We start from the raw sequence: 12,763 nt of genomic DNA, 5'->3' as shown, positions 1-12,763 counted from the left end.
ATCATGAGTTCCTTGAAGAAAGGGAGGAGTGAGTGGCCGCGTGTTCAAACAGCGCGCGGCGGCGCAGAAAGGCTGCGGATGGCGGTGCTATCTGGATAACGCTGCGATCGCGATTAATGTCCTGCCAGCGGTGACAGGCCACCTGACGCCCACCGTCAAGGAGCTGATTGATCGGTTCGACCTGGCGGCATTCGTCGGTGACGTACGGGCAGCGGGTGTGGAACCGACAGCCGGACGGCGGGTTGGCCGGGTTCGGTAAATCCCCCTGCAGCAGCGGCGCGTCTCGCTCAACGCCCGGCTGCATTTGCGGCGCAGACGCCATTAACGCCTGGGTATAGGGGTGCAGCGGTGCGTCAAAGATTTCATCTACCGTGGCAAGCTCGACAATTTGCCCGAGATACATCACCGCCACGCGGTCGCTCATATGGCGGATGACCGCCAGACCGTGGGCGACAATCACCATCGTCAGGCCCAGCTGATGCTTCAGGCTTTCCAGCAGATTCACCACCTGAGCCTGGACGGACACGTCCAGCGCCGAAACCGGCTCATCGCCCAGCAACAGTTTTGGACCGGATGCCAGGGCGCGCGCAATGCCGATACGCTGACGCTGTCCGCCGGAAAACTCATGCGGATAACGCCCGGCCCAGGCGGCGGGCAGCCCCACGGTGTTGAGCAACTCAGCCACGCGGTACTGGCGATCGTTTTTGTTCATTTTCTGGTGCAGCCACAGCGGCTCGCCGACGATTTGCTCGACGGTCATGCGCGGGTTCAGCGAGGCGAAGGGATCCTGAAAGATGATTTGCAGTTCCCGACGGAGCTGGTTCAGACGGGCACCGGATGCTTCGGTGATCTCCTCTCCCTGATAAAACACGCGTCCTTCGCTGGCACCCAGTAACCGCAGAAGCAGGCGACCAAGGGTAGATTTACCGGAACCGGATTCGCCAACAATCGCCAGCGTTTCACCGGGCATCACCGCGAGGGAGACGCGATCGACCGCCGTAACGAACCGTGCCGGGGCGAACAGTTTTTTAGGACCGGGAAAGCGCTTGCTCAGGTCACGCGCTTCCAGAATGGGTGTAGTCATGCGATTTCTCCCAGCGCAATGTGATGTTCCAGTGGTACGCGGAAACAGGCAACCTCGTGGCCCGCACCGAGGGCGTTGAGCGGCGGTTTTTCATCGTGGCAGCGCGTCTGCGCAAACGGGCAACGGGTAGCAAAACGGCAGCCTTTCGGCATGGCTCCCGGCAGAGGGACAGACCCCGGGATAGTGGAGAGCTGACCTTTACGTGCGCCAAGAGAGGGAATCGACCCCATCAGTCCGATGGTGTACGGGTGCTGCGGGTCGGCAAAGATAGCCTCCACGCTCCCCTGCTCTACCACCTGCCCGGCATACATCACCGCGACCTGCTGAGCCACCTCGGCCACCACGCCCAGATCGTGGGTAATCATAAGCACCGCCGTGCCCGTTTCTTCTTTTAAGGTGTTGAGCAGCGTAAGGATTTGCGCCTGAATGGTGACGTCCAGCGCGGTGGTAGGTTCATCGGCAATCAGTAAACGGGGATGGTTAATCAGCGCCATAGCGATCATCACGCGCTGGCGCATCCCGCCAGAGAGCTGGTGGGGATAGGCTTTCAGACGCATCTCAGCGGCCGGTATCTGGACTTTTTCGAGGATGCGCAGCGCCACGTTCATCGCCTCTGCGCGTGAGACATTCTGATGGCGCATGACCGCCTCGCTGAGCTGGTCGCCCAGGGTAAAGGCCGGGTTCAGTGAGGTCATGGGTTCCTGGAAAATCATCGCCAGCTCGCTGCCGCGCAGGTCAGCATATTCCCGCGGTGAGAGCTTACGCAGATCGTGGCGGCGGAAGTGCATCTCACCGCTGACGATTTGCGCGCTGGCGGGCAACAGCCCCATCAACGCCAGCGAGGTGATGCTTTTTCCGCAGCCGGATTCCCCCACCAGCGCCAGCGTTTCACCCGCCTTCACACAGAGCGAGATGCCGTCCAGCACGCTAACCGGAGAGCCAGCAAACCTGACGTTGAGGTTTTCCAGCCGCAGTACGGGGGCGGTTTCCTTAAAAGGGATTGTCGTCATAGCGTGGCGTCGTCCTCATTGTGAATGGCCTGAATCAGCGCGGTTTGCAGGCTGAGCAGATGTTCGCGCATCGCGCCGGCAGCCTCGTTCGGCTGGCGATGGATAATCGCTGACATGATTTTATGATGGTGGTCGTTGTAGCTATCGACACGTTCAGGGGTGCGGGCAAGCTCGCGCAGATGCTGCCAGCCGGGTTCGCGCCGGACGGCATCAATCACATCGAACAGGCCGAGCATCAGGCGGTTGCCGGCAGCCTCTGCAATCGCACGGTGAAATGCGCTGTCCCACAGCTCATTCAGATCGCGGTCATCCGGGCTGACCTTATCGATGCGCTCCAGCATGCGCTGCATCAGCGCGAGGTTTTCCCTGGTGGCACGCAGTGCCGCAAGTCGGGCTAAGCCGGGTTCGAGCTGCAGACGAGCTTCCATGACTTCCAGTAGGTTGGTTTGCTGAACCAATCCCTGAAGGGCCAGGGGTTCAACGGGGGCAGCCGGACCGATAAAGGTGCCTTTCCCCTGTTTACGCCAGATCCGCCCTTCTTCTTCCAGCACGTCCAGCGCACGACGGACTTCACGCCGTCCTACGCCGAGTGTGTCCGACAGCTCACGTTCGGTGGGCAGCGGAATGCCTGGTGTTGACTCATGCTGGTGGATTAGCCCGCGCAACTGCTCAAGCGCGGTGCTGGAATTTGCCAGAAACCGTGACGCTTTTTCCATATTGGTTCGCTCGCTGTCATCATTGCTCTGTTTTTATTAACGATAAGTTATTGATATGACGTGCTACTTATCGTGCTAAGGATTAAGCAATTAGCGAACCAATAGCGCATTGGTTCAGGAAGTTTTTGGAAAACAAAAGGTAACCGAATGATTTCTTATGAATTATTTTTACATAATTATTACATTCGGATGTATGACTTACGAACGGATGAGAGTATATCGCACAATAAAAGTGCAATTAATGCACTAAAATCGTGCAATTGTTAATAAATTGCACTGCATATATTAACTTTTTGTTAACCACGCCAGGGGGGGGGGGAGTGATACGTAAATAGCGTGAGGGGAGAGAAAACGACGAAGGCCTGAATCATTTCTGATTCAGGCCTTCTGAATAGTGGCGGAACGGACGGGACTCGAACCCGCGACCCCCTGCGTGACAGGCAGGTATTCTAACCGACTGAACTACCGCTCCACTGTTCCCGTTGGGGAACGAGGCGCATATTACGGTTTGCCTCTGAACTCGTCAACGCTTTTTCTCACGTTTTGAATCGTTTGCTGCAAAAATCACCCGGACGGCGATTTTACGCGCATTTATCGGTGATTAACCCCGCCACATACAGCTTCCGCCCTTCTTCTGGACCAGGTCCAGGCGGGATTCATGGTTAAGCAGCTCTTCATCGCTGGCGTGGACAACCCGCAACCGGCTGGCCTGGCGAACAAGGCGCTGAATTCCCGCCTCGCCCTGCGACTGCTGGGATTCGTTTTCCATACTGAATTTCATCGACGTCTGCCCGCCGGTCATGGTCAGATAAACGTCGGCCAGGATCTGGGCATCGAGCAGTGCGCCGTGCAGCGTTCGCTTGGTGTTGTCTATCTCGTAGCGTGAGCAGAGCGCATCAAGGCTGTTACGCTTGCCCGGAAACATTCTCCTTGCCAGCGCCAGGCTGTCGGTGACTTTACAGAACGTGTTGGTTTTCGGTATATCGCGGTTCAGCTTGCTGAATTCATAATCCATAAAGCCGATATCAAACGACGCGTTATGGATGACCAGCTCAGCGCCTTTGATGTATTCCAGGAACTCGTCCGCCACGTCCGCAAAGGTTGGCTTATCCAGCAAGAACTCATCGGCAATGCCGTGAACGCCAAACGCTTCGGGATCGACCAGCCTGTCGGGCTTAAGATAGACGTGGAAGTTGTTCCCCGTGAGGCGACGGTTTACCACCTCAACGGCACCGATCTCGATGATTTTGTGCCCTTCGTAGTGGGCGCCAATCTGGTTCATACCGGTGGTTTCGGTATCGAGGACAATCTGGCGAGTAATTGCAGTGCTCATAGCGGTCATTTATGTCAGACTTATCGTTTAACTGAACGTTTCAAATACAGGAAGTCTACCAGAGATGCGTAAACAGGTAGAAATTTTCACCGATGGATCGTGTCTGGGCAACCCAGGGCCAGGTGGCTATGGCGCCATTATGCGCTATCGCGAACATGAAAAAACTTTTAGCGAAGGCTATTTTCTGACAACCAACAACCGCATGGAGTTGATGGCTGCCATCGTGGCGCTGGAAGCGCTGAAGGAGCATTGCGACGTGACGCTGAGCACCGACAGCCAGTACGTGCGTCAGGGCATTACCCAGTGGATCCATAACTGGAAAAAACGCGGCTGGAAAACCGCAGAGAAGAAGCCGGTCAAAAACGTGGATCTCTGGAAGCGTCTTGATGCCGCCCTGGGGCAGCACGTTATTAAGTGGGAGTGGGTCAAAGGGCATGCCGGGCATCCCGAAAACGAACGCTGCGACGAGCTCGCCCGCGCGGCCGCAACCAACCCTGCGCATGAGGATGTTGGCTATCAGGCCGAAGCCTGATCAGGGCTTTTTGTACTGCCGTGTTGCGCCGACGGTCTGGCGGATCCGGGCTTTTGATTTGCTCTGCTTCATCGGGTTAAGCGTAAGGGGGATGGTCCGCTTACGCGCCACGATAAACTGCATACAGCCTAACGCTGGCAGATGGGTGCTTAACACCACGCCCCCTTTGCGCGTCCAGGGCAGTACCTGAAAACCGCCATAGCCGAGCACTTCAAAATTCAACAGTGAAAGCCAGTCCAGCTGGCGCGTCATTGTGAACATGCGGCTATTATACGGCGGCGTGCGGCGCAGTACGGGAACCAGCTTACGCAGCCCCATCAGGCTAAGCGGGTTAAAGCCACTGATGACCAGCCAGCCGTCATCTATAAGCACGCGATCCGCCTCACGCAGCAGACGGTGCGGGTCACTGCACCAGGGCAACGTGTGTGCCAGCATACAGGCATCAACGGACTTTTCAGCAAACGGCAGGTGCAGCGGGTCTGCCTTCACCTGCACGGGAGAACCGTTAAGAGAAACATTCACCTGATGAGAGATAGCGCAACTTTCGGTATTGATTTCAGCACTGAGATTGCCAATCTTAAGCAGGTGAAAACCGTACATTTTCGCGAGCCAGGGCTTAAGCTGGCGTTCTAACGCCTCGCGATAATAGTCACCCCAGGGCAATTCCGCCCAACGTTCAGGTGCTGCGACAGTTCGAGGTATCCTTGCCTGTTTCATCAACACATCCGCCACGCCGTAAGAGGTAATGTATGAATCTTATCAGTATTCCCGCCTTTCAGGACAATTACATCTGGGTAATCGTTGACGACGCTCGTCGGTGCATCATTGTCGATCCGGGTGAGGCTGCGCCGATTTTGCAGGCCATCAACGACAATAACTGGCAGCCCGAAGCCATACTCCTTACCCATCACCATAACGACCATGTGGGCGGCGTACCGGCTCTGCTGGCGCAGTTCCCGGACCTGGCGGTGTACGGCCCGGTGGAGACGCGCGATAAAGGCGTCACGCAGGTAGTCAATGAGGGCGAAAAGGTGATCATACTCGGGTTGGCGTTTTCCGTATTTGCTACGCCAGGTCACACTTCAGGACATATTTGTTTCTACAGCGCGCCTTATCTTTTTTGCGGGGATACGCTGTTTTCCGGCGGTTGCGGAAGGTTGTTCGAAGGAACGCCAGCGCAGATGTACCAGTCCTTACAGAAGATTAACGCCCTCCCGGACGACACCGTAATATGTTGCGCACATGAGTATACATTAGGGAATATGAAGTTTGCGGCCAGCATTCTACCGTACGATCGTGCTATTCAGGATTATTACCAGAAAGTGAAGGAGTTACGTGCAAAAAACCAAAAAACACTACCCGTAATTCTGAAAAAAGAGCGAGAAATAAATTTATTTTTACGCACAAATGATATTGATTTAATTAATAAAATTCCTAAAGAAACAAATTTGCAACACCCAGAAGCGCGATTTGCATGGTTAAGGTCAAAGAAAGATAACTTCAGATAAATGCGGGTTGCCTTTTCAAAATTTCACCGTTATCATCGCTCGTCTTTTAAGCAACTATTGACACACACATGAAGGCAAAAGCGATATTACTCGCCTCTGTCCTGCTTGTCGGTTGCCAGTCGCAGACTGGCAATAACGTACAACAGCACGCACAGAGCCTTTCTGCAGCTGGTCAAGGGGAAGCAGGGAAGTTTACAAGTTCGGCGCGTTGGATGGACGATGGGACATCATTTGCGCAGGAACAGAACTTGTGGGCCTCTATTGGCGACGAGCTAAAGATGGGAATTCCGGAAAACAGCCGGATTCGCGAACAGAAACAGAAGTATTTGAGAAATAAGAGCTATCTCCACGATGTAACGTTACGGGCAGAGCCGTATATGTACTGGATAGCCGGGCAGGTTAAGAAACGTAACATGCCTATGGAGCTGGTACTCCTACCCATAGTGGAGAGCGCTTTTGACCCACACGCAACGTCTGGCGCCAATGCCGCAGGTATTTGGCAGATCATTCCGAGCACCGGGCGCAATTATGGTTTGAAACAGACCCGCAACTACGATGCGCGTCGTGATGTTGTCGCTTCCACGACAGCCGCTCTCGACATGATGCAACGTCTGAACAAGATGTTTGACGGCGACTGGTTATTAACGGTCGCAGCGTATAATAGCGGCGAAGGTCGTGTACTTAAGGCGATGAAATCGAACAGAGCGCGTGGTAAATCCACTGACTTCTGGTCGCTTTCGCTGCCTCAGGAAACGAAGATTTACGTACCGAAAATGCTGGCTCTGAGTGATATTCTTAAGAACAGCAAGCGTTACGGTGTATCACTGCCAACACCAGACGAAAGTCGTGCACTGGCGCGTGTCCGTCTCAGCAGCCCGGTTGATATTCAACAGGTTGCCGATATGACGGGCATGTCGGTAAGTAAATTGAAAACCTTTAATGCAGGCGTTAAAGGCTCAACGCTGGGGGCAAGTGGCCCGCAGTATGTGATGGTTCCGCAGAAGCATGCTGAACAACTTCGCGAGTCTTTAGCTTCGGGTGAGATTGCAGCCGTTCAGTCAACGCTGATTGCGGATACCTCGCCGGTAAGCAGCCGTAGTTATAAGGTTCGTTCAGGCGATACGCTTTCAGGCATTGCATCACGTCTTGGCGTGAATACGAAAGATCTGCAGCAGTGGAATAACCTGCGCAGTTCAGGCCTGAAAGTGGGTCAGACTCTGACGGTCGGCGCGGGTAGCAGCGCACAGCGTCTTGCCAGAAACAGCGATAGCATTACCTATCGCGTGCGTAAGGGTGATTCGCTGTCCAGTATCGCAAAACGTCACGGCGTGAACATCAAAGATGTGATGCGCTGGAATAATGATACTGACAATCTGCAGCCAGGTGACCAGCTGACGTTGTTTGTGAAAAACAGCGCCACACCAGACTCCTGATTACACGACGAAACGTAAGAAAGGCACCGATTCCCCCGGTGCCTTTTTTGTTTTATCCCGCTTTTTGCGCTTCAGCCATAATGGTGTCGCTGGTAAACGAGCCATCTTCCTGCAGTTCAAAGTACCTCTTCACATCAGCGGACGCACTCTCCTGATATAAACGAATAGCCTGGCTTAACGCGTCCGGCGTGCGCATACGTGCGATCCAGGAGCTGAACTCCAGCGGTAACCGATCGGTTATCAACGAGCGTGAAATTAAGCCGGACTCGGTGATTAACGATAACCACTCGCCGCTGGAGTAGTTCTGTACATGCGACGTGTCGCGCAGCGCCTCGACCGTTTGCAGCCAGATATTGCGCACAGGATGGCCGGGTGACATCACATCCATGATGATGAAAACGCCGCCGGGTTTCAGGACGCGCTTGACTTCCCGTAATGCCTGGCCGACATCATGCCAGTGGTGAGCCGAGTAACGGCTGATGACAACATCAAATGTTTCATCCTCGAAGGGTAAGGATTCGGCATACCCCTGGCGCGTAGCAACGTTGTTCAGCCCTTTCGCCCTTGCGGCTTCCGCGACCACCTCCAGCATCTGGCTGGATAAATCGTACGCCACCACCTGTGCCACCTTCTGCGCGGCGGTAAAGCTGGCGTGCCCTGCTCCACAGCCTAAATCAAGCACGTGAGCCTGTGGGAAAGCAGCCAGACGTTCCCCCAGCCGGACCAAATCCCGCCCGGAAGCGTGTACGGCGCTACTCAGATAAGCGCTCGCCTGTGAACCAAACTGTTTTTCTACGTTGTCATGATGGGATTGCGTTGTTGTCATCTTACTGTCCTTTGGTTGGTTACAAAATAAAGGGCAGTACCCGTACAGGCCTGCCCCATGGCAGACCTGACACACCATTATTTATCAGGTTTGCCGGGACTGAATTCAACGAGTAGAGGATTATGATCGGAGGCGCGCGTCACCAGAACAGAGGCGTCATGCACGCTTAAACCACGATAGAAGACAAAATCGAGTGGACGACCAAACGCTTTTTTGCGCTGGTCATCGCTGAAACGAACTTCCCGGAGCGACATTTCACGCGCGAAGCGGTACAGCGCGTTCATGCGCGGGCGACTCCAGGCGTTGAAATCACCGGCCATGATGATCGGTCCACTGTGGTGAGCAATCTGATCGCCGATTGGAAGTAACTGCTTACTATAGACATCCACACCCAGGCTGAAGTTGACTGCATGGATATTCACTACCATCAGCAAGCGGGTGTCCGGCAGCGGATAGACCGTTACCAGCGCTGATTTTGCCAGGCGCAGGATGGGCTCGCGTTCACGTAACGGGCAGCAGTACACTGGATGCGCGGCCGACAGAGTCATGACGCCCGAGGGATGTTGCGGCAGGACAAACGCAGGCACCTGATCGGCGGCGAGGTAGTTAGTGGTAGCAAACCTCACCAGCTCAGGCGTGGTTTGCGCCTCCTGCAGCAGAACCAGATGCGCGTCCTTTCCAAAATTTTTGAGCACGGATAACCACTCCGCACGCTGCTGCTTAAAAATATTCCACACCAGTACCCGGATTTTTTCATCGCTGCTTAACGGGGTGCCAGCGGGCAATGCCTGGCTAAGGCTCGCAAACGACCCCGGAGGTAAGATTCTCTCCGCGGGCATTCCGGCAACATAACGCATGGCATAGGTATTTTTTCGCACTTTTGGAAACGACCTCTGTAACGTGAACCAGCCCGGAAAACGGACTGGTTCTACTGTTATAGGGACTTTAGGTTACACTTTCAACGCAATTTCTGAGAAACCGCTTTCCAGTTTTGTAAGCAAGCACTTACACAGGTTCAACCCATCACCACGCGCGCGGGTTTATCCAGGCGTCCGCTCAGGCCAATCAGCAGGAATGCCACGAGTACAATCGCCGCACCAATCCACGGCGTTTGCGCCAGGCCAAAATGCTCCACGGTCTGCCCGCCAATTATCGAGCCGAGCGCGATGCCGATATTAAACGCCGCAATGTTCAGGCCGGATGCCACGTCCACCGCGTTAGGGGTATAAAGCTCAGCCTTCTGAACCACGTATACCTGCAAGCCCGGCACATTACCGAAAGCAAAGATCCCCATCACCAGAACCGTGACCAGCGCGGCGTACTGCATCGATGCGGTGAACTGGAAAACCAGCAGCAGAACGACCAGCGCAGCAAAGATGAACTTCAGCGCCGGGACCGCGCCGTGCTTATCGGCCAGTTTGCCACCCCAGATATTGCCAATCGCCACGGAGATACCGTACCCCAGTAGGATCCAGCTCACTGCACCCGGTGTAAAGCCCGCGAGATCCTGCATCATTGGCGCAAGGAAGGTGAAAGCGGTGAAGACGCCGCCGTAACCCAGAGCCGTTACCGCATAGATGAGCAGTAATCGTGGGTGAGTGAGCACCTTGAGCTGTTCGCTCAGGCTGGCGCTGGCACGACCGGGGATCGTCGACGGGACTAATAACAGGCTAGCCACCAGGGCAATGACACCCAGCAGGGATACCGCAAGGAACGTTTCGCGCCAGCCGAAATGCTGGCCGATAAAGGTCCCTAACGGCACGCCGGTTACCAGCGCGACGGTCAGGCCGCCAAACATAATCGCAATGGCGGATGCGGCTTTCTCTTTCGGGACCAGGCTGGTTGCGATGGTCGAGCCGATGGAGAAAAACACCCCATGCGCAAGGCCGGTCAGCAGGCGGGCTATCACCAGCGTGGTGTAATCGGGTGCCTGCCAGGCCAGGATATTCCCGGCAGTAAACAGCACCATCAGGGCCATAAGCAGCTGCTTACGTGGAAACCGTCCAGTGAGCGCCGTCAGCACGGGCGCGCCGATGGCAACACCAAGAGCGTATATAGAAACCAGCAACCCGGCTGAGGGCAGCGAAATAGAAAGTTGGTCAGCAATCGTTGGAACCAGTCCAACAATCACGAATTCGGTCGTGCCAATTGCAAAAGCACTGATCGTCAGGGCAAGTAGCGCCAGTGGCATAAAATACTCCGTCTCTTCAGGATTAAGATGACACGAAGTATGCGCCGGTGTTTAAATAACAAAAATGGTCAAAATATCAATTGAATTTTGCGGATGGTGCAACAATGAAAGCAACGTCGGAAGAGCTAACAATCTTTGTCGCCGTGGTAGAGAGCGGCAGCTTTAGCCGTGCTGCGGAACAACTGGGTCAGGCTAACTCGGCCATCAGTCGCTCGGTGAAGAAGTTAGAGATGAAGCTCGGGGTGAGCCTGCTCAACCGAACGACGCGGCAGCTCAGCCTGACGGAAGAAGGTGAACGCTACTTCCGTCGCGTCCAGTCTGTTTTGCAGGAGATGGCGGCAGCAGAGACGGAAATCATTGAATCACGTAATACGCCGCGCGGACTGTTGCGTATTGATGCCGCGACCCCTGTCGTCCTGCATTTCCTTATGCCGCTGATTAAACCCTTCCGCGAGCGTTATCCGGAGATGACGCTTTCACTGGTGTCGTCAGAGACGTTTATCAACCTGATTGAACGTAAGGTCGACGTGGCGATCCGGGCGGGAAACTTAACGGACTCGAGTCTGCGCGCCCGTCCCCTGTTTACCAGCTATCGTAAAATTATTGCTTCGCCACAGTATATCGCGCAGTTCGGCAAGCCTGAGACGGTCGAAGACTTAAAGCAGCATACCTGCCTGGGATTTACAGAACCTTTATCGCTCAATACCTGGCCTGTAGCCTGTCATGACGGGCAACTTTACGAAGTCAGCTGCGGTTTATCGTCTAATAGCGGTGAGACGCTGAAACAACTTTGTCTGGAGGGAAACGGCATCGCCTGTTTGTCTGACTATATGATTGATAAGGAAATTGCGCGCGGCGAACTCGTAGAACTGATGGCAGATAAGCGTTTGCCCGTTGAGATGCCTTTTAGTGCGGTGTATTACAGCGACAGGGCGGTAAGTACGCGTATACGCGCCTTTATCGACTTCCTGAGTGAGCATGTAAAAACAGCTCCAGGAGGAGCTGTGTGAGGGTTTAAGGCATCGGGTGAGGGGTTAATCTCAGTCCCAGTCTGGGGCTAACCCTTCCGGGCTGACCAGGCGATCGTTGCAATCCAGGGCGGCGATCGCTTTTTTATCGTCCTCATCCAGCTTGAGATCCAACGCCAAAAAGTTGCTGGCCAGGTTTTCACGTTTGGTTGATGACGGGATCACGGCATAACCTTCGCCTGTCGCCCATGCCAGAATCACCTGCGCGGCAGTGGCGTTATGCTTCTGCGCGATACGTCCGATCGTTTCGTCTTTCAGCGCCTTACCGTAAGCCAGCGTCATGTAGGAGGTAATATGGATCCCGTGCTGTTTCGCCCATGCCACAACTTTACGGTTTTGCAGGTAGGGAGAGAGTTCAATCTGGTTGGTGGCGATGTTCGTGGCACCTACCGCCGCAATGGCTTTTTCCATCAGCGGGATCGTGAAGTTAGAAATACCGATCTCCCGGGTTAAGCCCTGCTCTTTCGCTTCCAGCAGTGCCTGCATGAACTCCTCTACAGGAACAGCATCGTTCGGTGACGGCCAGTGGATCAACGTCAGATCGACATACTCCGTACGCAGTTTTTTCAGACTCTCTTTGAGGCTTGGGATCAACTTATCTTTGCTGAGATTTTCGATCCAGATTTTAGTGGTGATGAAAAGTGCATCACGCGGTACGCCGCTCTCTTCAATGGCCTGACCAACGGCTGCTTCATTTTCATAAATCTGTGCCGTATCAATGGTGCGGTAGCCCAGTTCAAGTGCAGTTTTTACCGATGCGATAACAACGTCGTCTTTCAGGCGGAAAGTGCCGAGACCAAGTGCAGGGATAGTCATGTCATTCCTCATAAATCATTATGTTATTAAGTGAGGAAGATTATCGCTGTTGCCGTTATGCAGAAAAAGATCGTGAAACGCAGAGGATTTTTGCTGTTTAAGCAATAATTATAACGCGGACAAGAAAAAGCCCTGAGCAAATGCTCAGGGCTTTCAATAAGTGGCGGAACGGACGGGACTCGAACCCGCGACCCCCTGCGTGACAGGCAGGTATTCTAACCGACTGAACTACCGCTCCACCGAAGACTTCTGTAACCACCGGATTTATGCACCGGCTTACTACTTA

Annotated in this window: 13 protein-coding genes and 2 tRNA genes; 4 read left to right on the top strand and 11 right to left on the bottom strand. The window is 54.4% G+C overall.

Features of this window, described 5'->3' with window-relative positions; genetic code table 11:
- Position 1 precedes the first annotated feature (1 nt).
- The 5 genes from ACWKX3_RS10230 to dnaQ form a co-directional block, all read right to left on the bottom strand.
- Positions 2-1,084 carry an ABC transporter ATP-binding protein gene (locus ACWKX3_RS10230; RefSeq protein ID WP_454541698.1) on the bottom strand — a complete coding sequence of 361 codons (1,083 nt, stop codon included), beginning with the start codon at positions 1,082-1,084 and terminating at the stop codon, positions 2-4.
- Positions 1,081-2,094 carry an ABC transporter ATP-binding protein gene (locus ACWKX3_RS10225; RefSeq protein ID WP_202561713.1) on the bottom strand — a complete coding sequence of 338 codons (1,014 nt, stop codon included), beginning with the start codon at positions 2,092-2,094 and terminating at the stop codon, positions 1,081-1,083. Before ACWKX3_RS10225 ends, ACWKX3_RS10230 begins: the two co-directional genes overlap by 4 nt.
- Positions 2,091-2,810 (bottom strand): FadR/GntR family transcriptional regulator, encoded by a 720-nt coding sequence (locus ACWKX3_RS10220; protein ID WP_454541697.1) that lies wholly within the window; start codon positions 2,808-2,810, stop codon positions 2,091-2,093. Before ACWKX3_RS10220 ends, ACWKX3_RS10225 begins: the two co-directional genes overlap by 4 nt.
- Before the next feature lie 395 nt (positions 2,811-3,205).
- Positions 3,206-3,282 (bottom strand) — tRNA-Asp (locus ACWKX3_RS10215).
- Between the two features lie 129 nt (positions 3,283-3,411).
- Entirely contained in the window at positions 3,412-4,143 is a 732-nt protein-coding gene (gene dnaQ, locus ACWKX3_RS10210; protein ID WP_072208784.1) for a DNA polymerase III subunit epsilon, read from the bottom strand.
- Between the two features lie 64 nt (positions 4,144-4,207).
- Here dnaQ and rnhA point away from each other — a divergent pair, with 64 nt between their 5' ends.
- Entirely contained in the window at positions 4,208-4,675 is a 468-nt protein-coding gene (gene rnhA, locus ACWKX3_RS10205) for a ribonuclease HI (protein ID WP_006176778.1), read from the top strand.
- On the opposite strand, the gene ACWKX3_RS10200 is transcribed toward rnhA, so the two are convergent.
- Positions 4,676-5,392 (bottom strand): class I SAM-dependent methyltransferase, encoded by a 717-nt coding sequence (locus ACWKX3_RS10200; protein ID WP_006176777.1) that lies wholly within the window; start codon positions 5,390-5,392, stop codon positions 4,676-4,678.
- A gap of 32 nt (positions 5,393-5,424) precedes the next feature.
- Here ACWKX3_RS10200 and gloB point away from each other — a divergent pair, with 32 nt between their 5' ends.
- Positions 5,425-6,183: a hydroxyacylglutathione hydrolase gene (gloB, locus tag ACWKX3_RS10195; RefSeq protein WP_454541696.1), complete on the top strand. Its 759-nt coding sequence runs from the start codon at positions 5,425-5,427 to the stop codon at positions 6,181-6,183.
- A gap of 68 nt (positions 6,184-6,251) precedes the next feature.
- Positions 6,252-7,616: a murein transglycosylase D gene (mltD, locus tag ACWKX3_RS10190; protein ID WP_006176775.1), complete on the top strand. Its 1,365-nt coding sequence runs from the start codon at positions 6,252-6,254 to the stop codon at positions 7,614-7,616.
- A 52-nt stretch (positions 7,617-7,668) separates the two neighbouring features.
- Here the strand turns inward: mltD and ACWKX3_RS10185 are convergent, their stop codons facing one another.
- From ACWKX3_RS10185 to ACWKX3_RS10175, 3 genes are all read right to left on the bottom strand, one after another.
- Complete coding sequence (locus ACWKX3_RS10185; RefSeq protein WP_101738195.1) at positions 7,669-8,442, bottom strand: class I SAM-dependent methyltransferase; 774 nt, start codon at positions 8,440-8,442, stop codon at positions 7,669-7,671.
- Positions 8,443-8,519: 77 nt separating this feature from the next.
- A complete protein-coding gene (locus ACWKX3_RS10180; RefSeq protein WP_042320745.1) occupies positions 8,520-9,320 on the bottom strand; it encodes an endonuclease/exonuclease/phosphatase family protein in 801 nt (266 codons plus the stop codon).
- A gap of 137 nt (positions 9,321-9,457) precedes the next feature.
- Positions 9,458-10,633, bottom strand: coding sequence for an MFS transporter (locus ACWKX3_RS10175; RefSeq protein ID WP_058609362.1), 1,176 nt, complete (start codon positions 10,631-10,633; stop codon positions 9,458-9,460).
- 104 nt (positions 10,634-10,737) lie between these two features.
- On the opposite strand from ACWKX3_RS10175, the gene yafC reads away from it, so the two are divergent.
- Complete coding sequence (gene yafC, locus ACWKX3_RS10170) at positions 10,738-11,643, top strand: DNA-binding transcriptional regulator YafC (protein WP_058609363.1); 906 nt, start codon at positions 10,738-10,740, stop codon at positions 11,641-11,643.
- Between the two features lie 30 nt (positions 11,644-11,673).
- Here the strand turns inward: yafC and dkgB are convergent, their stop codons facing one another.
- Positions 11,674-12,477 carry a 2,5-didehydrogluconate reductase DkgB gene (dkgB, locus tag ACWKX3_RS10165; RefSeq protein WP_454541695.1) on the bottom strand — a complete coding sequence of 268 codons (804 nt, stop codon included), beginning with the start codon at positions 12,475-12,477 and terminating at the stop codon, positions 11,674-11,676.
- A gap of 161 nt (positions 12,478-12,638) precedes the next feature.
- Positions 12,639-12,715: transfer RNA gene (locus tag ACWKX3_RS10160), tRNA-Asp, on the bottom strand.
- Between the last annotated feature and the right edge of the window lie 48 nt (positions 12,716-12,763).

This window comes from Enterobacter sp. UPMP2052 (assembly GCF_053709675.1).
Note: the sequence above shows the minus strand (reverse complement) of the source record. Positions and strands in the feature narration are given on the sequence as shown.

Excerpts from the sequence above, each read along its gene's own strand:
- ACWKX3_RS10230 (WP_454541698.1), bottom strand. The coding sequence starts at position 1,084 with ATGACTACACCCATTCTGGAAGCGCGTGACCTGAGCAAGCGCTTTCCC.
- ACWKX3_RS10225 (WP_202561713.1), bottom strand. The coding sequence starts at position 2,094 with ATGACGACAATCCCTTTTAAGGAAACCGCCCCCGTACTGCGGCTGGAA.
- ACWKX3_RS10220 (WP_454541697.1), bottom strand. The coding sequence starts at position 2,810 with ATGGAAAAAGCGTCACGGTTTCTGGCAAATTCCAGCACCGCGCTTGAG.
- dnaQ (WP_072208784.1), bottom strand. The coding sequence starts at position 4,143 with ATGAGCACTGCAATTACTCGCCAGATTGTCCTCGATACCGAAACCACC.
- rnhA (WP_006176778.1), top strand. The coding sequence starts at position 4,208 with ATGCGTAAACAGGTAGAAATTTTCACCGATGGATCGTGTCTGGGCAAC.
- ACWKX3_RS10200 (WP_006176777.1), bottom strand. The coding sequence starts at position 5,392 with ATGAAACAGGCAAGGATACCTCGAACTGTCGCAGCACCTGAACGTTGG.
- gloB (WP_454541696.1), top strand. The coding sequence starts at position 5,425 with ATGAATCTTATCAGTATTCCCGCCTTTCAGGACAATTACATCTGGGTA.
- mltD (WP_006176775.1), top strand. The coding sequence starts at position 6,252 with ATGAAGGCAAAAGCGATATTACTCGCCTCTGTCCTGCTTGTCGGTTGC.
- ACWKX3_RS10185 (WP_101738195.1), bottom strand. The coding sequence starts at position 8,442 with ATGACAACAACGCAATCCCATCATGACAACGTAGAAAAACAGTTTGGT.
- ACWKX3_RS10175 (WP_058609362.1), bottom strand. The coding sequence starts at position 10,633 with ATGCCACTGGCGCTACTTGCCCTGACGATCAGTGCTTTTGCAATTGGC.
- yafC (WP_058609363.1), top strand. The coding sequence starts at position 10,738 with ATGAAAGCAACGTCGGAAGAGCTAACAATCTTTGTCGCCGTGGTAGAG.
- dkgB (WP_454541695.1), bottom strand. The coding sequence starts at position 12,477 with ATGACTATCCCTGCACTTGGTCTCGGCACTTTCCGCCTGAAAGACGAC.